Genomic DNA, 21,604 nt, shown 5'->3' on the forward strand with positions numbered 1-21,604 from the left:
CCTTCGCGCGACCGTCACGGCCGCCACGTCACGCGTGCCTGGCCCGACCGTCACATCCGTCACGTCACTTGCGCCTGGCCCGACCGTCACATCCGTCACGTCACTCGCCCCCCTGTTCCCGCAACGTCACCAGCGGGTTCGCCCGGCGCAGTGCGAGTACGGCCGTGACGGCCAGCGGTGTCGCCGCCACCGCCGCCAGCAGGGCGAGCACCCGAGCGAGGGGCAGTTCCACCAGCACCTCCGGTACCGGGCGGGTCGCGTCGGTGGTCAGGACGACCAGCGGGATCACCGCCCGGGCCAGCACCGTTCCGAGCGCCGCCCCCACGAGCAGCGCCAGGGTCACCAGGACGCCCTGCTCGACGGCGATCGTGCGGGCCAGCCGGCGGCGCGGGGCGCCCAGGGCGCGCAGTACGGCGAACTCGGTGTCGCGCTCCCGCAGCGACCCCGTCGCGCTCACCGCGAAGCCCAGTGCGGCCAGCGCCGCCGCCACCCCGGCCGCCGCCGTGAACGCCGCCTCCGGGCCCGCCCCGAACGGGTCGTCACGCAGTTCACCGGCGATCTCGTCCCGCACGACGATCTGCGCGCGGTCCAGGTCCGGGCGGGCCCGCAGGGCCGTGGCGACCTCGGACGGCCGGTCCGTCTCCAGCCACCACTCCGTCGGCGTGACGCTCTCGCCGTACTTGTTCTCCAGCACCTGGTTCACGGACCGCAGGTCGACCAGCAGCGCCCCGCCGCTCTCGCTCCCCGTCGTGGGCAGCGCCCGGACCGCCGCGACGATCCGCACCGGCAGCGACCGGCCGCCGAACGTCACGTCCACGCGCTGCCCGGTGCGGGCGCCCGCGGAGTCGAGGAAGCTGTCGGTGGCGACGGCGGTGATCCGCGCTGCCGGGGGCTGCGTGACCTGGAGGCGGACCGTGAGCGAGGCCAGGGTCCAGGTGTCCTCGCGCGGGACGTAACCGGTTCCGTACTCCACGGCCGCACCGCTCACGCGCGGCGGGGCGGGGGCGTTGCTGCGGTCCGGGAGTTCGGAGGTGTTGTCGGTGGTCGTGCGGGCCGTCCACGCGGCGGGCAACGGCAGCCGCCGCTCGGTGCCTTCGGCGGTCACGGACGTCAACGCGTCCAGGGTGAAACGGTGTTGCTCCGCCCGGCCGCGCGGTACCGGCAGCACCAGCTGTACGTCGGTGAGCGTCGACGTGGCCGCGGGGACGGTCAGTTCCAGTGTGTGCGGGCGGTTGTCGGCCGGGAGCGAGCCGGCCGGGAGCCGGTACGGGGTGCCGTGGCCGTCCTCCAGGGTGACCGTCGCGTCGGCGGCCGTGCCCGGCGCCGGTCCCCGCAGGGTCGCCGTCAGCCGGAGCCGGGCGCCGCCCGCGGGGACGGCCGCGCCGGCCGACGGCCGTTTCGGGCCGAGCCCGGCCAGCAGCGGTCGTACCGGCTCCGTGGCGAGGTCCGGGCGCAGCAAGGCCGCGTCCGCCGCGTGCGCGGTGTCCAGGGCCAGCACGGTGGCCGAACGGTTGCCGGACAGCGGCAGTTCGCTGCGGGCGGCGGGAGCGGCCTCGCGGACGTGGCGGACGGCGGCGTACTCGTCGGTGCGGCCGAGGCCGTCCTCGCCGTTGGCCAGCACCCGCACCGGGACGCCCGCGCGGAAGTCGGCCTGGTCGTCCTGGGAGCGGTCGAAGGAGGCGCCCTGCGCGATCGCCAGCATGCCCAGCGCCACGGCCAGCACCAGCAGCAGCACCGGGCCCGCGCCCCGCATCGGACGGCGCCCGATCTGCCAGCCCGCGAGGGCCCCGGCGAGGCCCCGCCCGGCGGCGGCCCGGCGTTCGGCGAGGCGGGCGAGCGGGGGCAGCAGCCGCAGGGTGAGGATGGTACCGGCGAGCAGGGCCAGCGCGGGGGCGGCGACCAGCAGCGGGTCGACGCCCAGGGTGCCCATGGGGGTCCCCCCGCTCGAGCGGAGCCGAGAGTGGGGGATGCCGTCGGTCACCGCGCCGGTCGTCTGCCGGCTCAGCTGCCAGTACGCCACCCCGGCCACCACCAGCAGCCCCAGGTCCGCGCCCGAGCGCACCGCAGAGGGCAGCGCCCGGGCCCGGCCGGTGGCGAAGGACGACGTCAGCACGGGCAGCGTCACCGCCAGCGCGCACCCCAGCGCCACACCCGCCGCGACCAGCCACACCCCGAACCGGCCGGTCGCCGGCACGTGCAGTTCGAGTCCGATCCGGGCCAGCGCGCCCTGCCCGGCCAGCAGCCGGGTCAGCGGCCCCGCCAGCAGCGGCGCGCACGCCACCGCGGGCACCGCGAGCAGCAGCGCCTCCAGCGCGGCCAGCCCCGCGACCCGCGGCCGGGAGGCGCCGCGCGCCCGCAGCAGCCGGGTCTCGCCCGCCCGTTCGGCGCTCAGCAGCCGGGCCACCAGCAGCAGCGCGCAGCCCGCGAGGAGCGCCAGTTGCAGCGCGACGATCAGCAGGGTGGAGCGCGAGACGAGCAGGGAGCGGTCGACGCGGTCGAGGACCGCGGGCAGGTCGGTGTGGGCGGCCGTGGTGCCGCTGAGCGCCGCCTCGCCGCGCAGCGCCGCGCTGCCGTCGCGGGCCGCGTCGCGCAGGGCGCCGATCCGGGCGGTCGTCAGGGCCGAGAAGTCGGCGGTGGCCAGCCATGCCGACGGCCCGGCGCTGACCTTGCCGCCGGTCAGGGTGTCGGGGGCGGCGAGGAGGGGGCCGTAGGTGGTGAAGTCGAGCTTGTTGACGCCGCGGCCGTGCAGATCGTCCAGGAGCTGCCAGTACGGGGCGTCCGCGCGGACGGGGCGGTAGAGGCCGACGATCTCGACCCGCACCTTCGGGCCGCCGAGGCGGTCGACGAGGGTGAGGCGGGCGCCGGGCGCCAGTTTCAGCAGCCGGGCCGCGTTCTGCGGCAGCGCCGCCTCGGTCGCGGCCGACGGTGCCCTGCCGTCCGTGATCCGCACCTGCGACGCGTCCAGCGCGGCGAAGTGGGTGAGATCCGGGTCGCCGGACCGCTCGGCGGCCGGGCGGAGCGAGCGGGGCAGCGCGTACGGGCCCGACCTCAGCAGCGTCCGCACGGTCACCGGCAGCCCGTCGAAGGTCCGCTGCGCGCCTTTGCGTACGGCGGTGTCGGCGGCCGTGCGGGACGCGGCCGGGACGTCGGCCTTGACGACCAGGGCGGCGTCGGCGGCGTTGCGGGAGTCCGTGAGCGAGTGCCGCAGGGCGGCGTCGCCGATCGCGCCCGAGTACGCCGTGAGCGTCGCGAGGACCGCCGTGGTGAGCAGCACGGTCAGCAGCGCGGCGGCGAGCAGCGGGCGGTGTGCCCGCGCCCGCTGGAGGACGAACCTCGCGAACCCCCCGTACCCCGTCACCGCGTCACCCGACCCCCGTCGTGCCCCACCGCGCCCCGCCAGGCCCCGTCGTGTTGTCCAGACCTCCGGGCGATGCTGTCAGAGGGGGGCGAGGGCCGGTAAGCGGTTGTGCGCCGGACTTGACCGGATCGTGATCGGAAATCGACGTCGTACGACCGGAATTCGGGACTCAGTGCGCCCCCGGCGGGATCAACCCTCCGTGTTCACCATCGACGCCGCCGCGTACGTCAGGTAGTTCCACAGCGTGTGCTCGTGCTCCTCGGACAGGCCGAGTTCGTCCACGGCCACCCGCATGTGCTTCAGCCAGGCGTCGTGCGCCGCCCGGTCCACCTGGAACGGGGCGTGCCGCATCCGCAGCCGGGGGTGGCCGCGGTTCTCGCTGTACGTCGTCGGACCGCCCCAGTACTGGATGAGGAACAGCGTCAGCCGCTCCTCGGCCGGGCCCAGGTCCTCCTCCGGGTACATGGGCTTCAGGAGCGGGTCCTCGGCCACGCCCTCGTAGAAACGTCGGACGAGGCGGCGGAAGGTCTCCTCCCCACCGACCTGCTCGTAGAAGGTCTCCGTCTGAAGCGTGCCGCGCCGAATCTCTTTCACCCGTCCATCGTCTCAGACGAGGGGAACCAGGACTTGGGGCTTAGGACCCTTCCGCAGGACAGTGGAGGTATGGGTGCGCACGCTCTCTCCGAGGACCTGGAAGAACTGGCCGCCGAGGCGCGGGCCGCGCTGGTGGGGCAGATCGACGCGAGCGGGGCCTGGGCGGCCGACCCGGTGTGGCGGGACGCCTTCGCGGCCGTACCGCGGCATCTGTTCGTGCCGTACTACTACGTCGGCGTCATGGGCGGTTACGAGCGGCGCTGGGGCGAGAGCCCCGACGCCCGCGCCCGGGAACGCTGGCTGCGCGGCGCCTACGCCGACGCCCCGCTGGCCACCCGGCTGCGCGACGGCGAGCTGGTCTCCTCCAGCAGCCAGCCCTCCCTCATGGCGATGATGCTGACCGCGCTGGAGGTCGAGGACGGCGACAGAGTCCTGGAGATCGGCGCCGGTACGGGATACAACGCGGCGCTGCTCGCGCACCGGCTCGGCGACGACGGCCTCGTCACCACCGTCGACCTGGAGCCGGAGATCACCGAGGCGGCCCGGCAGCATCTGGCCGCCGCCGGGTACCACCCGGTCGTCGTCACCGGCGACGGGGCCCGCGGGGTGCCCGAGCGCGCCCCCTTCGACCGGATCATCGCGACCTGCGCCCTGGCCTCGGTCCCGCCGGTCTGGCTCGCCCAGTGCACTCCCGGTGCCCGCATCCTGACCCCGCTGGCCAACGGCCTCGTCGCGCTGACGGTCCGGGACGCGGGGCACGCCGAGGGGCGCTTCCTGCACACGCCCGCCTACTTCGTGCCGCTGCGGGGCGAGGGGCGGCCGGAGCCGGAGACCGCGCACCTCGGCGGGGTGCCCCGGCAGGCGCGGGAGCACGAGCTGTTCCGGTTCCTGCTCGACCTCGGCCGGGGCAGCCTCGACCCCCAGGAGGCGTATCAGCTCTGGGAACGGGAGGGACGGCCGGAGCGCCGACGGTACGGGCTCACGGTGAGCGGCGGGGACGAGTGGGCCTGGCTGGACGATCCGGAGGGGCCTTACGCGTGGCCCCTCCGGCTGCCCTGAGCCGGACCGTCAGCCGCGGCGGACGGTGATCGTCGTCCAGGCGCCCACGTGCACCCGGTCGCCGTCCTGGAGCGGTACCGGGACGAAGGGCTGGATGGGCTCCTCCGCGCCGTTGACCGTGGTGCCGTTCGTCGAGTTCTGGTCGACGACCGCCCAGGAGCCGTCGGGCTGCTGGACCAGCACCGCGTGCTGGTGCGAGACGCCCGGGTCCTCCGGCGGCACCGACAGGTCGATGTCCGGGGTGTCACCGGTGGAGTGCCGGCGGCGGCCGATGGTGACCTGGTTGCCGGTGAGCGTGCGCTGCTGCTCGGGCGAGTACGCGGGCAGGTTGAGGCCGGCCGCCTCCGGGCCGGAGCGCTGCATCATCGCCATGAAGTACTCGCGGTCCGGACCGATGGTCGCCGTCCAGGTCGCCGGTCCGGCGGGCTGCTGCTGGAAGCCGGGGCCGGGCGGGGCCTGGGTGGAGCCGGGCTGCGGGTAGCCGTAGCCGCCGGGGGCGCCACCGGGACCGCCGGGGCCGGTGGCGGACGGCGGGGAGATCACCCAGTCGTCCTCGCCGCCGCCGAAGGAGGGGCCGCCGGGCTGCGGGCGGTTCGTCTCCTGCGGGAAGGCGGGCGGGGCGGAGGGTCCGGACGGCGAGAAGGCCGAGGGAGCGCCACCGGGACCACCGGGACCGCCGGGTCCGCCGGGGCCCGCGGGCGGCGTGGGGCCGGGCGGGGGCGGGACGGGGCGGGACGGGTCGCTGCCGAAGGGGGAGGGGCCACCGGGGCCGCCCGGGCCGCCGAAGCCACCGGGGCCGTTGGGGTTGCCGGGACCACCGGGACCACCGGGGCCGTTGGGGCCGCCCTGCGTACCGAAGCCACCGGGGCCGTTCGGCCCGCCGGGCCCGCCCTGCGTGCCGTAACCGCCGGGACCGTTGGGGCCACCGGGACCGCCGGGGCCACCCGGACCATTGGGGCCGCCGGGACCTCCGGGGCCTCCGGGACCGCCGAACGCACCGGGGCCGCCCGGTCCGCCGGAACCGCTGCCGGGGCCGTGGGGGCCGCCCTGGCCGCCCTGGCCACCCGGGCTTCCGGGACCGCCGAAGCCGCCAGGTCCGCCCGGGCCACCGGCACCGCCGGGACCACCCGGACCGGCCGGGCCCGGGGGCTCGCTGCCGAAGGGCGGGATCGGCTCGGCGGGACGGTTCATCTGGGACGGACGGGAGCCCTGGTACTCGTACGAGTCACCGGCGCCGTACGACGCACCCGGCGGCGGGCCCTGGAAGCGCACGCCCGGGCCGGGGGCCGGCGGGCGCGGGGCGGCCGGGGTGTACGAGGTCGCCGTGTTCGTCAGGAAGTTCCACCGGCACTCCTCGCAGAACGGCGCACCGCCCTCGCGGGGCGTGCGGCACTGCGGGCAGAGCTCCGGCTCGGGGTCCGGCACCGCGGACAGGTGGGAGCGTCCGGGCTGGCCGCCGGCGCCCGGCGGGGGCGGCGGGAAGCCGTAGCCGCCACCCGGGGGCGGCGGGGGAGGGGGCGGAGGCACGGCACCGGCCATGCGGTGACCGCAGACCTCGCACCAGTCGTCGGAACCCGACTGGTGTCCGTTCGGGCAGGTCGGCATGTCGGCGCTTCCCCCTCTCACATAAGGAGACCTCTAGGTCACTTCTTTACACGAACAGTCTTTGTGGACCGCGTCTCGAGAGTCATCTCGTCCGCCTCCTCGACCTTCGCCTTCAATCGCACAGTACCTGTCGCGGCATCGACCACGTCCACCACCTTCGCAAGCAGTTTCGCAGTATCGGCGTTCCCGGAAGCGCTTGCGAGCTGAACGGCCCGGCCCAGTTTGGCGGTTGCTCCATCCATATCGCCCGCTTTGCGCAGATCGAGCCCTTGCTGGATGACTTGTGCCAGTTCGGCCTGGCCGGTGTAGTGGGCGACCTGGGGGTTGATCGACGTCGAGGCGACCATGTCGTCGGTCCACACCGCCCGTACCAGCCCCTGGGCGCCCAAGTTCTGTGCGGTGCCGTCGGGTTGGGGGATGACGAGGGAGACCCGGGCGGCCAGCATCTCCTGGCCGAGGTGGGCGGCCGGCACCTCCACGCAGACGTGGTAGTCACGGGACTCGTCTCCCCAGGAGCCGGTGGGGTAGTCCCCGGCACGCGGGCCGGCTTCGGTGCGGCGGTCGGTCAACTCCTCGACGGTGGGCGCGACCTGCTTGACGAACCTGATGGTGGTGCCGACCGGCGTCCACACCCGCAGCGAGACGTCCGCGACCTCCTTGCCCATCGCCGTCTCCATCATCTGCGTGAAGTCGGCGGCGAGACCGGCCGGGTCGGCGACGATGTCCGCGGTGCCGAGCAGCGCGGAGGCGATGCCTGTGACTTCTTTCACTTCCCAGTCGGTGCCCACGCCCCGCGCGTCACAGGTGAAACGTCCGGCGCAGGAGTCGAGGGCCGCCTTGAGGTCCTCCGGTGACTCGTGTTCATTGCGGCCGTCGGTGAGCAGGATGCCGTGCCGGATGGCGACGTCCGCCGAGGACAGCAGCCGGTCGGCGAGCCGCAGCCAGGTGCCGATGGCGGTGCCGCCGCCCGCGCTGAGCTTGCGCAGGGCCTGCTTGGCCTGGTCGCGGGTGGTGGCGTCGGCCACCGCGAGCCGCCCGCCGCCCGGGTACACCTCCTTGGCCACATGGGTGCCGCCGATCACCGCGAAGTGCACCCCGTCGCGCAGGGTGTCGACGGCGGCGGCCGTGGCGTCCCGGGCGTTGCGCATCTTGGTCGGCGGGTAGTCCATCGACCCGGAGCAGTCGACCATGATCGCCACGGCCGCGTCCGGTCCGTGACCCGGTGTGTAGAGGTGCGGCGCCGCGACCGCGCTGCCGATGGTGCCGCCGCCGGTCGCGGACACCGTCACGATCGCGTTGACCTCGCGGCCGCCCTCCGGCAGGTACTCGTTCTGGTACACGTCCACCGAGAACTGCGGCACATTGGACTTCGAGAAATTGGCCATGCCTGATCGAATCCCCCTTGAAAACCCCGCGGTGGCAGGGCATACGGCTGTGTGCGGACCGGTCCCCTCCGGTCCGTGAGGCGTCCCCGTACGAATCGGCCTCAGGCCGATCCTGCCCCCTGAGACGGGGCGGGGAACGGCACGAGAGCCACTGTTACGTTGTCGTGGCCGCCGCCGTCCAGGGCGTGACCGACCAGGACCTGGGCGCCGTGCAGGGGGCGTACGGCGGCGTCGAGCGGGACGGCCTCGGCCATCTCCTGCGCGCCCTCCGCGTAGTTCCACAGTCCGTCGGTGCACACCACCACCACACCCGGCCGGTCCGGCTTGAAGGAAGCGGTGTGCGGCTCCAGTTCGTAGGCGTCCGCGCCGAGCCAGCCGGTGATCGCGTGGGCGCGCTCGTCGGCGTACGCCTCCGCCTCGTTCATCAGGCCCGCGGCGACCATCTGCGCGGCCCACGAGTCGTCCTCGGTGAGCCGGGCCGGCAGGGAGGAGCGGTCCACCGGCACCCAGTAGGCGCGGCTGTCGCCGACCCAGCCGACAGTCAGCAGCCCGGACGTGACCACGGCGCCGACGATCGTGCAGGCCGGGGCGTTCTGGTGCGGGGCGTGCTCGCGGGCCGTCTGCGGTTCGGCGGCCAGGGCGTTGACAGCCTGGGAGGCGGCGACGATCGCGTCGTGCATCGCCTGCTGCGGGTGGGCGCCGCGCTCCAGGGCGGCCAGCAGCGACTCGCTCGCCGCCCGGGACGCGGCGAGGGATGCGTCGTCGGGGCGGGTCGCCGAGGAGACGCCGTCGCAGACGATCGCCACGGACGCGGGCGAACCGTCGGGCAGGGCGGCGGTGCCGACGGCGAAGGCGTCCTCGTTGCGGTGGTGGCGCAGGCCGCGGTCGCTGACGGCCGCGATCGGGCCGCACTCCTGCTCCATGTGGTCGCGCTCGCGCGGCTGGGCGTGCCCGCAGTTCTCGCAGTAGCCGTCGTGGTCGACATGGCCCGCGCGGCAGGCCACACACACCTTGGCGCCCTCCGCCGGGGCGGGCGCCTCGGCGGCCACCCGCGGGTCCGGCGCCTGGAGCGGGTACTCGTCCGGCTCCGACGGCCGGTCGAAGCGCACCCCGGAGGCCGGGGAGACGGGGGAGCCGCTCGGGGGCGGCGGCACCGGAGCGTGCTCGCCGGAGGCGGTGCCCGCGGGCTCCTGGCCGACCGGCCACGGGCCCCCCTCGGCGGGAGGTGACACCGGCGCCGAGCCGTTCACGGCCAGGGTCGGCTGGTCGTCCGGGCGTGCCGGTACGGCGGACAGGTCGTATCCGCACGCACCGCAGAAGCGGTCACCCGACTCGAGCGGCTCCTCGCAGCTCGGGCAGTTCGTCAGGGCGGCCTGCTGGGGCATCTGCGACATCAACTACACCCACGTCCGGGGGCGGTAACGGTTGGCACGTTCCACCAGGTCGATCCTCTCCTCGCCGCCCCGCGCGAGCCGGGCCAGCGTGCGGTACGAACGCTCCAGTCCGAAGCGGAGTCCCCGCTCGTCCAGCTCGCTGCCGAGCAGCACCCGGCGGGCCGCCGGGTCGGCGCCCTGGCCACCGGAGAGTACCCAGTCCAGCGCACAGCCGAGGACTTCGGCGGACAGCTGCTCCCGGCGCGCCGGATCCAGTCCGTACGCGTCGAGCGCCTCGACCTGCCCCGCGGCGGCGGTCAGGTCGTCAAGGAACGGTACGTCACCGGCGGCGGCCGTGCGTTGACGCAGCCGCGCCCGTACGGCGGCCACCCGGGCGGCGGTGTAGTGGATGGAGCTCTCCGGGACCGACTCCAGCGTCCGTACGGCACTGCCGCGGTCGCCCGCCGCGAGCTGCACCCGGGCGAGCCCGAAGGCGGCGCTGACATAGCTGGGGTCGGTCGACCAGACCAGCCGGTAGTACTCGGCGGCGTTGTCGAGCTGGCCCAGCACCTCCGCGCACAGCCCGAGCGCCAGCTTCGGCGCGGGCTCGCCCGGGAAGGCGTCGTAGACGGCGTCGAAGGCGAGCGCGGCGGCCTCGTGATCCCCGGTCACCAGGGCGGCGACCCCGCGGTACCAGACCACCCGCCAGTCGTCGGGCCGCTCGTTCTCCACCCGCGTCAGCGCCTCCAGCGCGGTGTGCGCGTCGCCGTTCTCCAGCCACGCCCGGATCTGCCGCAGCCGTGTCTCGACGGACGGCGCCGGCGCGGCCGCCAGCGCCCCGAGCAGCTCCGCCGCGGCCGTGGCCATGAGCCCGGCGAGGAAACCTGCGTTGGGGTCGGACGGGTCGACCCGCGGAACGGGCAGGGCCAGCGCCGCGGCGGGCGTCGCGACCGACTTGACCAGCGCCGCGGCGCCCACCGGCGTCGGGACGGCCGCACCGACCGGGGCCAGCGGGGAAGGAGCGGGGACGGCAGCGGCGGCCGGCGCGGCGGAACGGCGGCGCGGCACGACCACCCGCGCCCCCAGCCGCGAGACCTCCCCGTCCAGCTTCGGGAACAACTCCGTGTCCGGCACCCGCAGTTCCGGCCCGAACAGCGTCGACAGGGCGGGGCGCGCGCGGCCGGTCTGCAAGGACACGACCTCGCGCAGCACCCCCGTCAGCTGCTCCGCCATCTCCTGCGCGGAGGCGAACCGGCGGGCCGGGTCGGGGTCGGTGGCGCGGACCAGGAGCCGGTAGAAGGACTCGTACTGGCGGAAGACCTCGATGTTGTCGGGGTCGGGCAGGGAGTCCACGAAGACGTTCGTGTAGCCCTGGAAGTCGAAGGTGAGGACCGCCAGGGTGCGGCCGACTGTGTACAGGTCGGACGCCACCGACGGGCCGACCTCCGCGACCTCCGGCGCCTGGTAGCCGACCGTGCCGTAGATGGCCGACTCGTCGTCGTCCATCCTGCGGACCGCGCCCATGTCGATCAGCTTGAGCTGGTCCTCGGTCTGGATGGCGTTGTCGACCTTGAAGTCGCAGTACAGGAGGTTGCGGCTGTGCAGGTGGCCGAGCGCCTCCAGCGCCTCGATGCCGTACGCGCAGGCCTGCTCGACAGGGAGCGGATCGCGCTTGCCGTCCGGGGTGCGGCGGCCGTTGGCGATCTCCTTGAGGGACTTGCCGCCCACGTACTCCATGACGATGTACCCGTCCAGCGAACCCGTCCGCTGGTCGAGGTGCTCCACGAAGTTGTAGATCCGCACGATGTTGGCGTGCTCGATCTCCGCCAGGAAACGCCGCTCGGAGATCGCGGCGGCCATCGCGTCCTGGTCCCCGGTGTCCAGCAGGCCCTTGAGGACCACCCAGCGGTCCGAGACGGCCCGGTCGACGGCGAGGTACACCCAGCCGAGGCCGCCGTGCGCCAGGCAGCCCACGACCTCGTACTGACCGTGCACGATGTCACCGGACGCCAGCTTCGGGACGAACGAGTACGGGTTGCCGCACTTGGTGCAGAAGCCCTCCGTGCGCCCCGGCCGGTCGCCGCGCGCCCGGCCCACCGGCGCCCCGCAGTCCGAGCGGGAGCAGAACCGCTTGCGCTCGGGGACCTCCGGGTTCTCCAGCACCATCGCGCGCGGGTCGGGACGCGGCACGCCCGGCACCTCGACCAGCCCGGCGCCCAGCCGGCCGCGGGCGCTCGCCCCGGTGCTGGAGCCCGAGCTGCGCACCGACACCGAGCGGCCCGTCGACCGGCCCGACAGGGAGCGCGACAGGCGGCCCGACACCGACCGCCGGGACTTCGACGACTGCGACGTGCTGCGCGAGGTGCTGCGGCTGCTGGAGCGTGAGCCCGCGCTGCCCGAGCCCTTGCCGCCGCCCGTGACCCCGGTCGGCGAGGCCCCCACCATGCCGGTGGCCGACACGACCGGAGCGAGACCGCAGGTGTCGCAGTACAGCTCGCCGCCGCCCACGTCCTCGTACGTCCCGCCGCAGCCTGGCCGCTGACAGGTCCGCTGTGCTGCCTGACTCATGACTGGGCCTCCCCCCTACGGTCCTCTGGCCCGCCCTGCTCCGGCACGCGCGGGGCGCGCAGCAGTTCGGCGGCCGCGTGCTGGTAGCGCAGCACGGCCTGTTCGGCGACGCGCAGATCGCAGGGCGCGCTCCACAGCATGCGGCGCGCCGCGTCGTACCGCTCGATCAGGAACGGGTCCTCGGCGAGGCCGTGCCGGGCGACCTTCGCCTTGTACGCGTCGAGGCGGCCGCGCAGCTCCGCGCGGACCGCCAGTGGCTGGGTGACCGCGGTCAACGACTCGCGGGCGCGCAGCAGTTCTTCCTCCGCCTTCTGCTCCAGGGACTCCAGGAGCGGGGACAGCCGGTGCCACTGGGCCTGTCTGCGGTACTCGGCGGCCGTCGCCAGCTGCTCCTGCAGCACGGTCGGCGGCCCGCTGACCACCGGCACCTCCGTGGCCGCGATCTTCGCCAGCACCTCGCCGCGCGCGGTGCGGGCCTCGGCGAGGGTGCGGTCCGCGCGGGAGAGCACGTCACGGAGTCGGACCAGCCGCTGCTCGGCGTCCTGGCGGACCGTCAGCACCGCGTCGATCTCCCGGCGCACGTCCTCCAGGGCGCGCGCCTCACGGTCGTAGACCGTGGTGTCGGGCCGACCGCCGCCCGGTGCCGAGCTGCCCGGGGTGGGGTTCCAGTAGGCGAGCGGATCGGAGACCACCTGCTCGCGCAGGTGCGTCAGCGTGCGCGTGATGCGCTCCAGGTCGTCGCCCGCCGGGTGCTCGCCGGGGCGGACGCCCACCGAGTGCGCCAGCTTGCGGGTGCGCTGGAGTTCCGCGGCCAGTAAATCTATCCGCGCGGGCAGCGCCGACCACACCGCGTCCGCGGCCACCACCATGTCGAGCGAGGACGCGTACAGCTCGTTCATCCGGTCGACGAGCGTGGCGAGGCTGAACTGCTCGCTGAGCTTGCCCGAACCGCCGTGCAGGGTCGGGGCGTTGGCGGTGGCCGTGGTGCTGCCGGCCACCGTCACCGACTCGCCGCGCAGCAGCTCCGTCAGCTCCACCAGGTCCTCACGGCTGGACCAGCGGCGCCGCGACCGGATCTCGCGGGCGGTGCGCAACGCGTCCGTGTACGCGTCGAAGTACGCCCACAGCAGGGTGATCGACGCCTCCGCGGCCGTCCAGCGCTCCTTGGTGACACCCGTGAGCGAGGCGCCTTCGAGGAGCCTGCGGCCGGAGTGGTCCTGAAGGGCGAGGAGCGAGGTCTCGATCGCCTCGTACTCCGCGCCGAGCCGCGCCAGCGCACGGTCCACCTCGTCCCGGTCCATCACCGGCCCGGGGGGTCCCGTGACGCCCATCGATCACCTCTCGCTGCTGGTCTGGTTGTTGGGGGTGTGCTCGCCGTTCGGGGTGCCTGTGTCCGTGCGTTCCGTGTCAGCTCGTGCGGAGGTACTCCGGGGCGGGCGGCTCCGACTTCGTGGAGTCCTTGTCCAGTGTCGCCGACAGCCACTTGTCGTACGACGCCTGCCAGCCGTTGGCGGTGTCCTTGCGGTAGTCCGCCAGGATCTGGTTGACCCGGCGTACCAGATCGTCGGCCTTAAGGTTCATCGCCACGCCGTAGTACTCGGTCGTGAACGGATCGCCCTTCAGCTGCACCGTCGGGTCCTGGGCCGCCTGGCTCGCGGCGAGGGCGCCGTCGGTCACCACGGCGTCCACCTCGCCGAGTTGGAGGCGTACGAGGCAGTCGAGCTGGTTGGGGACGGTGGTGGAGATGTCGGTGCTCTCGGGCAGCGCGTTCTTCTTCTTGTCCTCGTCCAGCTTGGTGTACGCCGTCGAACCCTCCGCCGTGCAGATCTTCTTGCCGGCGAGGGTGTCGTCGTACCCGGTGATCGGCGCGGACTTGGGGGCGAGGACCTGCTGGCCGGTCTTGAAGTACGGAGCGGAGAACGCGACTTGGCCGAGGCGGGTGCAGTTGATGGTCATCGTGCGCACCACCATGTCGACCCGCCCCTCCCGGAGTGCCGGGATGCGCTGGTTGGTGGGGATCGCCTTGAACAGCACCGCGTTCGGGTCGCCGAGGATCTCGTCGGCGATCCGGTGCACCAGGTCGATGTCGAAGCCCTCCAGCTCGCCGCTGGTGCCGGCGTTGGGGTTGCGGTAGCCCCAGCGGTAGCTGTTCTGGTCCACGCCGACGACCAGCTTGCGCTTGTCGCCCACCCGGTCCTTGATCTTCCGGATGGTGTCGCCGTCCGCGCTCGACGGGGCCAGCGTCTGCTTCTCCGGCGCCTTCGCGATCTGCGGGTCCTGGCAGGGGTCGTCCTCGGCCCGCGCCTGGCTGCCGTGGGCCACGCCGGGGCCGCCGGTGCCGTCGGCGTCGGCGCCCTTCGACTGCGTCAGCGGCAGCAGCAGCACGAAGGCCAGCGCGAGGGCGCAGACCACCGCCATCGCGGCCACGCCGCCCCAGCCCTTCAGACCGGCCCGTATCCGTCGCACGGTCATCGTCACGCCCCCTTTCACCGGTACTCCGACAGCCTGCGGCCGATGCCCAGGATCGCGCCGGCCGCGCCCAGTACGGCGAGCACGGCCGCGCCCACGGGCAGGCCGGTCATCGCGTCCAGGCCGTCACCGGCCGCCTGCTCGAACTCGGCCTCCTCGTGCGCCAGCGCCTTGGCGAGGTTGTCGTCGACGCTGTCGAAGCACTCGCCCGTCGCGTTCTCGGGGCCGATGACCCGGTTCAGCGCCGCCTCGTAGTTGCCGTTGTCGTCCTCGGCGCGGGCCGCGGTGTGGCGCTTCTTCCACTCCGTCATGTTGCCCTCGGCCGCGGTGACCGGCTTCTCGCCGGAGCTGTCGTCGGCGAGCTTCGCCGCCTCGGTCAGGCCCGCGCCGAGGGTCTGCATGTCCTTCTGGAAGTCGTGGTCGTACGCGTCCAGCGTCTGTTCCACGCCGTCGGCGTCCTTGACCGTCACCGTCTCGGCGCCGCGGGCGACGAGCGTGAGGTTCTCGTTGCCCCGCGCCTTGAGGGAGGCGATGCGGGCGTCGTGCAGGACGTTGAGGGAGCGGACGCCGTGGTCGTAGGAGTCGTTCAGACCCGCGCGGGCGACGGTGTGGCCGACTACGAGCCACAGCAGGACGACGGTCGCGGTGGCCGTCGCCGCCACCAGGCCGTGGTTCATGACCCGGTTGGTGCGCCGGTAGTTGCGGTGCTGGGCCCAGGCGAGGGCGGCGAGGGCGAGGACGCCGAGGGCTATCGCCGCCCACGGGTACGGCGTCGCGTCGTCGTAGTCGGCGCGCAGCCGCTGGTTCTCCTTCTTGTACAGGTCCTCCGCCGCGGGGAGCATGTCCTGCTGCATCTTCTCGTTGGCGTAGCGCAGATACGCGCCGCCGACCGGGAAGCCCTGGCGGTTGTAGGTGCGGGCGCGCTCCACCAGGCCCTTGTACTCGGGCAGCAGCCGGTTGAGCTTTCCGACCGTCGCCGCGGCCGGGGAGTCGGGGTCGGAGTTGGCCGCGGCCTTGACCAGACCGGCCGCCGCCTTGTCGATGTCCTGTTCGTAGCGGTCGCGGGAGGCCGCCGTCTCCTGGCCGCCGGCGAGGAAGCCGCTGGAGGCCGCGGTGTTGGCGTCGGCGAGGCTGCGGTAGATGTCGGCGGCGGCGCTGCTGAGCGGCTGGCTCTTGTTGAGCACGTCGTCGGCGGCTGCCGCGCGCTCGGTCGTCTGCCAGGCCGTGACGGCGCCGAACGCGATGACCAGGGCGGCGAGGAAGGCGCCGATGATGCGCAGCCGGCCGGGTTCGGTGGTGGCCGCGTGCCGCAGGCGGTCGACGCCCTCGGCGAACGCGGTGCGGCGGGGTTCCTGCGGGGCGGGGGCGGCGGTGGCGGCCGGGGTGGGGGTGCCGTTGCCGTGCGCCTGGGGCCCTGCCTGTGGTGGTACGGCCGGCATCGTGGGCATGCCGAGGTTCGGTGGTGGTGCCGCGCTGCTTTTCGGCGGGTGTGTCACTGTTGACCTCCCCCATGGTCATCCGTCGCCGCAAGTATCGCTGCCGGGACCGACAATGCGCACCGGCCTTCACTGGATCTTGATCGGATCGCAGCGTGCATGCCGGAATTCCGGCACGACGCAGCGCCCCGCACACCCCCTGCCCATTCACACGCGAGGGGAATCTGTTCGGTTCCCGGTTGCCGGTTCGTACGGGCTGGGGAGGGATGCGGGGCACATGGCGGAGGGGGCGCAGTCAGGGCTCGTAGTGCTCCCGTGCCCGTGCCTGGGCCGTCGCGGGGGCTTCCACGTCGTCCAGGCCCAGCAGCGCCGCGCCCAGCACCGGGCTTGCCGTGACGACCTGCGGTACGGCCTTGGGGGCGCGGGACGCCAGCAGGTCCCGTATGCCGGTGTCCAGTTGGGGGTGGCGGGCCGCCAGGACGCCGCCGCCCAGGAGGACCGGGGTCTCCTCCGCCAGGAGGTCCAGGCGGGTCAGGGCCACCGTGGCCATGGTCGTCACCTCCTCGGCCAGGCGGTCCACCAGGGCGCGGGCGACGGGGTCGCCGGTGGCTGCCGTGGTGAAGAGGACCGGGGTCAGTTCGTGGCGGCGGGAGAGACGGATGCGTTCTCGGTGCAGGGCCTCTATCAGGGCGTACATGGACGGCAGGCCGAAGTGGGCGGGCAGCGTGCGGGCGAGGTCGGTGGGTTCGCCCCGGCCGTCCTCCGCCCGTGCCGCGTGCCACAGGGCCTCCTCCGCCAGGCCCCAGCCGCCGCCCCAGTCGCCGGAGATGCGGCCGACGGCCGGGAAGCGGGCGGTCCGGCCGTCGGGGCGCATGCCGACGCAGTTGATGCCGGCGCCGCAGACCACGGCCACGCCGCGGGGCTCGGTGGTGCCGGCGCGGAGGATGGCGAAGGCGTCGTTGCGGACCGTGACGGTGGCGGACCAGCCGCGGGCTCGGAGGGCCGCGGCCAGTTGTTCCTCCTCGAAGGGGAAGTCCGCGTTGGCCAGGCACGCCGACGTGTGGTCCGCCGTCGTGACCCCGGCTGCGGTGAAGGCCGCGGTCACCGCTTCCGCCACGGTGTCCAGCGCCGCCCCGACGCCCGTCGCGTGCGGGCGGAAGCCTCCTCCCCGTGCCGTGGCCAGGACCCTTCCGTCGGCGGCGAGGACGGCGACGTCCGTCTTGCTGTTGCCCGCGTCCACGGCGAGGACACGTGCGGTCAGGCCCACGCGAGGTGCTCCCGGTTGTGTGCGACGAGTCGGTCGGTGAGGTGGTCGGCGTACTCGTACTGGGCGATCAGGGGGTGGGAGAGAAGGGCCTTGAGGACCCGGTCCCGGCCGCCGTGCAGGGCCGCCTCCAGGGCGAGGTGTTCGTAGGCCGTGACGTTGGCGACCAGGCCCGCGTAGAGGGGGTCCAGGGGCGGGACGGGAAGGGGGGTCGCGCCCTTGCGGCCGACCGCCGCCTGGACCTCGATGACCGCGTCGTCGGGGAGGAAGGGGAGCGTGCCGTTGTTGAGGGTGTTCACCACCTGGTACGGGCTTCCCGCACCGGTGAGCAGGGCCGCCGCCAGGTCCACGGCCGCCTCCGAGTAGTACGCGCCGCCGCGCCGGGAGAGGAGCGCCGGCTTCTCGTCCAGGGCCGGGTCGGCGTAGAGACTCAGCAACTGGCTCTCCATGGCCGCCACTTCGGCCGCCCGGGAGGGTTTGGTGCGCAGTTCTCGCACGACCTCGTCGTGGGCGTAGAAGTAGCGCAGGTAGTAGGAGGGGATGGCGTTCAGGCGGTCCAGGAGGGGGCGGGGGAGGTGGAGGTCCTGCGCTATCGCCTCGCCGTGCCGGGCGAGGAGGTCGGGCAGGACGTCGCGGCCCTCGGGGCCGCCCAGGCGTACCGCCGTCTCCCAGGTGAGGTGGTTGAGACCCACGTGGTCCAGGTGCACCTCGGACGGGTTGACGTCCAGCAGGGCGGCGAACTTGCGCTGGAAGCCGATCGCCACGTTGCACAGGCCGACCGCCTTGTGGCCGGCCTGGAGGAGGGCGCGGGTGACGATGCCCACCGGGTTGGTGAAGTCGATCAGCCAGGCGTCGGGGTTGGCGCGGCGGACCCGTTCGGCGATGTCGAGGACGACGGGTACGGTGCGGAGGGCCTTGGCGAGGCCGCCCGCGCCGGTCGTCTCCTGGCCCACGCAGCCGCACTCCAGGGGCCAGGTCTCGTCCTGTTCGCGGGCCGCCTGGCCGCCGACGCGGAGCTGGAGCAGGACCGCGTCGGCGCCTTCCACGGCCGCGTCCAGGTCGGAGGTGGTGGTGATGCGGCCGTCGTGCCGCTGCCTGGCGAAGATGCGGCGGGCCAGGCCGCCCACCAGGTCCAGGCGTTCGGCGGACGGGTCCACCAGGACGAGGTCCTCGACGGGCAGCGTGTCCCGCAAGCGGGCGAAGCCGTCGATGAGTTCGGGCGTGTAGGTCGAACCGCCGCCTACCACGGTGAGTTTCATGTCGGGGCTAACCCTTCACTCCGGTGAGCGTGACACCCTCCACGAACGCCTTCTGCGCGAAGAAGAACACGAGGATCACGGGGGCCATGACCAGCACGGTCGCGGCCATGGTCAGGTTCCAGTCGGTGTGGTGCATGCCTTTGAAGGACTCCAGCCCGTAGCTGAGGGTCCAGGCGTTCTGGTTCTCCGAGGCGTAGATCTGCGGGCCGAAGTAGTCGTTCCAGGCGTAGAAGAACTGGAACAGGGCCACGGCCGCGATGCCCGGTTTCGCCATGGGGACGATGACCCGCAGGAGGGTCCGGAGGTCGCCGCAGCCGTCGACCTTCGCCGCGTCCACGTACTCGTTCGGGATCGTCATCAGGAACTGGCGCAGCAGGAAGATCGAGAACGCGTCGCCGAACGCCATCGGGATGATCAGCGGCCACAGCGTGCCGGACAGGTCCAGCTGCTTCGCCCAGAACAGGTACATCGGGATGACGACGACCTGCGGCGGCAGCATCATCATCGAGATCACCAGCATCAGGGACAGATTGCGGCCCCGGAAGCGGAACTTGGCCAGCGCGTACGCCACGGGGAGCGACGACACCACGGTCAGCGCCGTGCCCGCGCCCGCGTACAGCAGCGTGTTGCGCCACCAGGTCAGGAAGCCGGGGGTGTCCAGGACCCGGCGGTAGTTGCCCCACTCCCAGGTGTGCGGGATCAGGTCGCGGCTGAGGGCCTGGGTGTCGCTCATCAGCGAGGTCAGGAACACGAAGACGAAGGGGAGGGTGAAGAAGAGGGCGGCGGCGAGGCCGAGGGAGTGGACGGCGATCCATTCGAGCAGGGCCCGGCGGCGCGCGGTGCGCTCGGCGGGCGACGCCGGGGACTTCAGCTCCACCGGCACGTCCAGTACTTGGGTCACCGTCAGTCACCTGCCTGGATCAGGCCGCCCCGGCGCCGCATCAGGAACGCGGTGAAGGCCATCGAGAGGGCGAAGAGGACCAGGGCCACGACACAGGCCGAGCCGTAGTCGAAGCGCTGGAAGCCCAGGTTGTAGACGAGTTGGGGGAGGGTCAGCGTCGACTTGTCCGGGTAGCCGGGCTCGAACTGGGTGCCCGCGCCCTGGATCACGCCCGAGGCGACCTTCCCGGCGATCAGCGGCTGTGTGTAGTACTGCATCGTCTGGATCACTCCGGTCACGACCGCGAACATCACGATCGGCGAGATGTTCGGCAGCGTGACGAAGCGGAACCGCTGCCAGGCCGACGCCCCGTCCAGCTCCGCCGCCTCGTACTGCTCCCGCGGTACGTCGAGCAGCGCGGCCATGAAGATGACCATCAGGTCCCCGATGCCCCACAGGGCGAGCAGGGTGAGGGCCGGCTTGGACCAGGTGGGGTCGTTGAACCAGCCCGGGGCCGGGATGCCGGCCTTCTCCAGGATCGAGTTGGCCGGGCCCGTACCGGGGTTGAGCAGGAAGGCGAAGGCCATGGTGGCCGCCACCGGCGGGGCCAGGTAGGGCAGGTAGAAGAGGGTGCGGAAGACTCCCGTGCCCGTCTTGATCTTGGTGATCAGCATGCCGACGCCGAGACCGAAGACGACCCGGAGGCTGACCATGACCACGACCAGCCAGAGGGTGTTGCGCAGGGCGGGCCAGAAGAAGGGGTAGTGCTCGAAGACGTAGGTCCAGTTCTGTGTGCCGCTCCACGTCGGCGGCCGGAAGCCGTCGTAGTGCATGAACGAGAAGTAGACCGTCGAGAGCAGCGGGTACGCGAAGAAGACCGCGAAGCCCACCAGCCAGGGCGACATGAAGGCGAGGTTGCGCAGGGCCTGTTTCCGCCGCTTCGCAGCGAGGTCGGCCCTGCGGCGCTTCGACGCCACGGTGATCGTGGTCATCTACTTCGCCTGCGCAATGTCCGTGTCGATCTGCCGCGCCGCGTCCGCGAGGCCCTTGTCGAGGTCGGTGACCTTGCCGCTCTCGTAGTCGTAGCCGAGCTGCTGGATCGTGTTGAGGTACACGCCGCCGTTGACCGAGGCGGGGGAGGAGGACGACTTCGGGTTCGCGGCGATGTCGAGGAACGTCTTGAAGCGCGGGTCGTACGTCAGCTTCGGCGACTTGAGGGCTTCGAGGGTGGACGGCACGTTGTGGATGCCGTTGGAGAAGCCGACCACCGCGTCCGTGTCCGTGGTGATGTACTTGACGAACTCCCAAGCCGCGTTCTGCTTGCGGCTGTTGGCGGCGATGCCGGCGATGGTGCCGGTGATGTAGCCCTTGCCGTACTGGTCCGGCTGGTCGTCGGGGACGGGCAGCGGGGCGACGCCGATCTCGAAGTCCGGCTTGGCGTCCACGGCCATGCCGAGGCGCCACTCACCGTCCAGCTGCATGGCGACCTGGCCGGTCTGGAAGGGGTGCTTGGGGCCCCACTCGTCGCCGAGCGTGGCCCGGTACTTCTCCAGCCTCCGGTAGCCGCCGAGTTCGTCCACCAGCTTCTTCTGCAGGGTGAACGCGGCCTTGAACGCGGGGTCCTTGGCGAGCCGCGACTTCCCGCTGGAGTCGAAGTACGTCGGCGAGAACTGCCCGAGATAGTGCTCGGTGGTGGTCTCCCAGCCGTGGTAGTTCGGCATGAATCCGAGCTGCTTGTAGGTGCTGCCCTGCTCGATCGTGAGCTTCTTGGCGTCGGCCTCGAACTCCGACCATGTCCTGGGCGGCGAGCTGATGCCGGCCTTCTCGAACGCGGTCTTGTTGTAGTAGAGCCCGTACGCGTCGCCCAGCAGCGGCACGGCACAGCGGTCGCCGTCGAACTGGGTGTACTCGTTCATCGCGGCCGGGAAGGTCTTCGCCGGGTCGATCCTGGACTTCTCGAAAAACGGGTTGAGGTCGACCAGCGCGCCCGAGGAGCAGAACTTGCCCACGTTGTTCGTGGTGAACGACGAGATGACGTCCGGTGCCTTGTCGCCGCCCGTGCGCAGCGCCTGGTTGATCTTGTCGTCGGTCATGTTGCCGACGACGTTGACGTGGAGGTTGGGGTGCGCCTTCTCGAAACCGGCGACCAGCGACTTCACGGCCTTCACCTCGGAGTCCGCGCTCCAGGCGTGCCAGAAGTTGATGGTGGTCTCGGCGGAGGCGTCGTCGTCGGCGCCGGAGGAGGACTGGCCGGTGCAGGCCGTGGCCAGGAGGGCGACGGAGGAAAGGAGGGCAGAAGCTGTTATTCGGGCGCGCTTGGGCATGGCGAGATCTCCCTGGGGCGGGCAAGAGGG

The 21,604-nt window shown here is 72.9% G+C and carries 15 protein-coding genes; 1 reads left to right on the plus strand and 14 read right to left on the minus strand.

All coding sequences use genetic code 11. The features are described from left to right. Positions 1-100: 100 nt before the first annotated feature. Both DI272_RS32600 and DI272_RS32605 read right to left on the minus strand, forming a co-directional pair. Positions 101-3,358 (minus strand): ABC transporter permease, encoded by a 3,258-nt coding sequence (locus DI272_RS32600; protein ID WP_109498754.1) that lies wholly within the window; start codon positions 3,356-3,358, stop codon positions 101-103. 189 nt (positions 3,359-3,547) lie between these two features. Next, positions 3,548-3,952 (minus strand): globin, encoded by a 405-nt coding sequence (locus DI272_RS32605; protein WP_109498755.1) that lies wholly within the window; start codon positions 3,950-3,952, stop codon positions 3,548-3,550. A 69-nt stretch (positions 3,953-4,021) separates the two neighbouring features. On the opposite strand from DI272_RS32605, the gene DI272_RS32610 reads away from it, so the two are divergent. Further along, positions 4,022-5,011: a methyltransferase domain-containing protein gene (locus tag DI272_RS32610; RefSeq protein ID WP_109498756.1), complete on the plus strand. Its 990-nt coding sequence runs from the start codon at positions 4,022-4,024 to the stop codon at positions 5,009-5,011. A 9-nt stretch (positions 5,012-5,020) separates the two neighbouring features. Here the strand turns inward: DI272_RS32610 and DI272_RS32615 are convergent, their stop codons facing one another. The 12 genes from DI272_RS32615 to DI272_RS32670 all read right to left on the minus strand — a co-directional run bounded on the left by DI272_RS32615 (position 5,021) and on the right by DI272_RS32670 (position 21,574). Further along, complete coding sequence (locus DI272_RS32615; RefSeq protein ID WP_109498757.1) at positions 5,021-6,616, minus strand: FHA domain-containing protein; 1,596 nt, start codon at positions 6,614-6,616, stop codon at positions 5,021-5,023. A 38-nt stretch (positions 6,617-6,654) separates the two neighbouring features. Continuing rightward, entirely contained in the window at positions 6,655-8,001 is a 1,347-nt protein-coding gene (locus DI272_RS32620) for a VWA domain-containing protein (RefSeq protein ID WP_109498758.1), read from the minus strand. 101 nt (positions 8,002-8,102) lie between these two features. Then, positions 8,103-9,398, minus strand: coding sequence for a PP2C family serine/threonine-protein phosphatase (locus DI272_RS32625; protein WP_181387385.1), 1,296 nt, complete (start codon positions 9,396-9,398; stop codon positions 8,103-8,105). Next, complete coding sequence (locus DI272_RS32630) at positions 9,399-11,942, minus strand: serine/threonine-protein kinase (protein WP_109498760.1); 2,544 nt, start codon at positions 11,940-11,942, stop codon at positions 9,399-9,401. After that, entirely contained in the window at positions 11,939-13,273 is a 1,335-nt protein-coding gene (locus DI272_RS32635; RefSeq protein WP_109498761.1) for a hypothetical protein, read from the minus strand. The genes DI272_RS32630 and DI272_RS32635 overlap by 4 nt, the downstream gene beginning before the upstream one ends. A gap of 76 nt (positions 13,274-13,349) precedes the next feature. Then, on the minus strand, positions 13,350-14,414 hold the full coding sequence (locus DI272_RS32640; protein WP_109501171.1) for a glutamate ABC transporter substrate-binding protein: 1,065 nt from the start codon (positions 14,412-14,414) through the stop codon (positions 13,350-13,352). A gap of 14 nt (positions 14,415-14,428) precedes the next feature. After that, the gene (locus DI272_RS32645) at positions 14,429-15,850 is read right to left on the minus strand and encodes a hypothetical protein (protein ID WP_109501172.1); all 1,422 of its coding nucleotides are present in this window, start codon (positions 15,848-15,850) and stop codon (positions 14,429-14,431) included. A 292-nt stretch (positions 15,851-16,142) separates the two neighbouring features. Then, on the minus strand, positions 16,143-17,114 hold the full coding sequence (locus DI272_RS32650; protein WP_109498762.1) for an N-acetylglucosamine kinase: 972 nt from the start codon (positions 17,112-17,114) through the stop codon (positions 16,143-16,145). Further along, on the minus strand, positions 17,105-18,370 hold the full coding sequence (locus tag DI272_RS32655; protein ID WP_109498763.1) for a 6-phospho-beta-glucosidase: 1,266 nt from the start codon (positions 18,368-18,370) through the stop codon (positions 17,105-17,107). The genes DI272_RS32650 and DI272_RS32655 overlap by 10 nt, the downstream gene beginning before the upstream one ends. 7 nt (positions 18,371-18,377) lie before the next feature. After that, complete coding sequence (locus tag DI272_RS32660) at positions 18,378-19,271, minus strand: carbohydrate ABC transporter permease (protein ID WP_109498764.1); 894 nt, start codon at positions 19,269-19,271, stop codon at positions 18,378-18,380. A 2-nt stretch (positions 19,272-19,273) separates the two neighbouring features. Continuing rightward, a complete protein-coding gene (locus DI272_RS32665) occupies positions 19,274-20,242 on the minus strand; it encodes a carbohydrate ABC transporter permease (RefSeq protein ID WP_109498765.1) in 969 nt (322 codons plus the stop codon). Further along, positions 20,243-21,574, minus strand: coding sequence for an ABC transporter substrate-binding protein (locus DI272_RS32670; RefSeq protein WP_109498766.1), 1,332 nt, complete (start codon positions 21,572-21,574; stop codon positions 20,243-20,245). Between the last annotated feature and the right edge of the window lie 30 nt (positions 21,575-21,604).

Source organism: Streptomyces sp. Act143 (genome assembly GCF_003143935.1).
Classification (GTDB): domain Bacteria; phylum Actinomycetota; class Actinomycetes; order Streptomycetales; family Streptomycetaceae; genus Streptomyces.

Excerpts from the sequence above, each read along its gene's own strand:
- DI272_RS32610 (WP_109498756.1), top strand. The coding sequence starts at position 4,022 with ATGGGTGCGCACGCTCTCTCCGAGGACCTGGAAGAACTGGCCGCCGAG.
- DI272_RS32615 (WP_109498757.1), bottom strand. The coding sequence starts at position 6,616 with ATGCCGACCTGCCCGAACGGACACCAGTCGGGTTCCGACGACTGGTGC.
- DI272_RS32620 (WP_109498758.1), bottom strand. The coding sequence starts at position 8,001 with ATGGCCAATTTCTCGAAGTCCAATGTGCCGCAGTTCTCGGTGGACGTG.
- DI272_RS32630 (WP_109498760.1), bottom strand. The coding sequence starts at position 11,942 with ATGAGTCAGGCAGCACAGCGGACCTGTCAGCGGCCAGGCTGCGGCGGG.
- DI272_RS32635 (WP_109498761.1), bottom strand. The coding sequence starts at position 13,273 with ATGGGCGTCACGGGACCCCCCGGGCCGGTGATGGACCGGGACGAGGTG.
- DI272_RS32640 (WP_109501171.1), bottom strand. The coding sequence starts at position 14,414 with ATGACCGTGCGACGGATACGGGCCGGTCTGAAGGGCTGGGGCGGCGTG.
- DI272_RS32645 (WP_109501172.1), bottom strand. The coding sequence starts at position 15,850 with ATGCCGGCCGTACCACCACAGGCAGGGCCCCAGGCGCACGGCAACGGC.
- DI272_RS32655 (WP_109498763.1), bottom strand. The coding sequence starts at position 18,370 with ATGAAACTCACCGTGGTAGGCGGCGGTTCGACCTACACGCCCGAACTC.
- DI272_RS32665 (WP_109498765.1), bottom strand. The coding sequence starts at position 20,242 with ATGACCACGATCACCGTGGCGTCGAAGCGCCGCAGGGCCGACCTCGCT.
- DI272_RS32670 (WP_109498766.1), bottom strand. The coding sequence starts at position 21,574 with ATGCCCAAGCGCGCCCGAATAACAGCTTCTGCCCTCCTTTCCTCCGTC.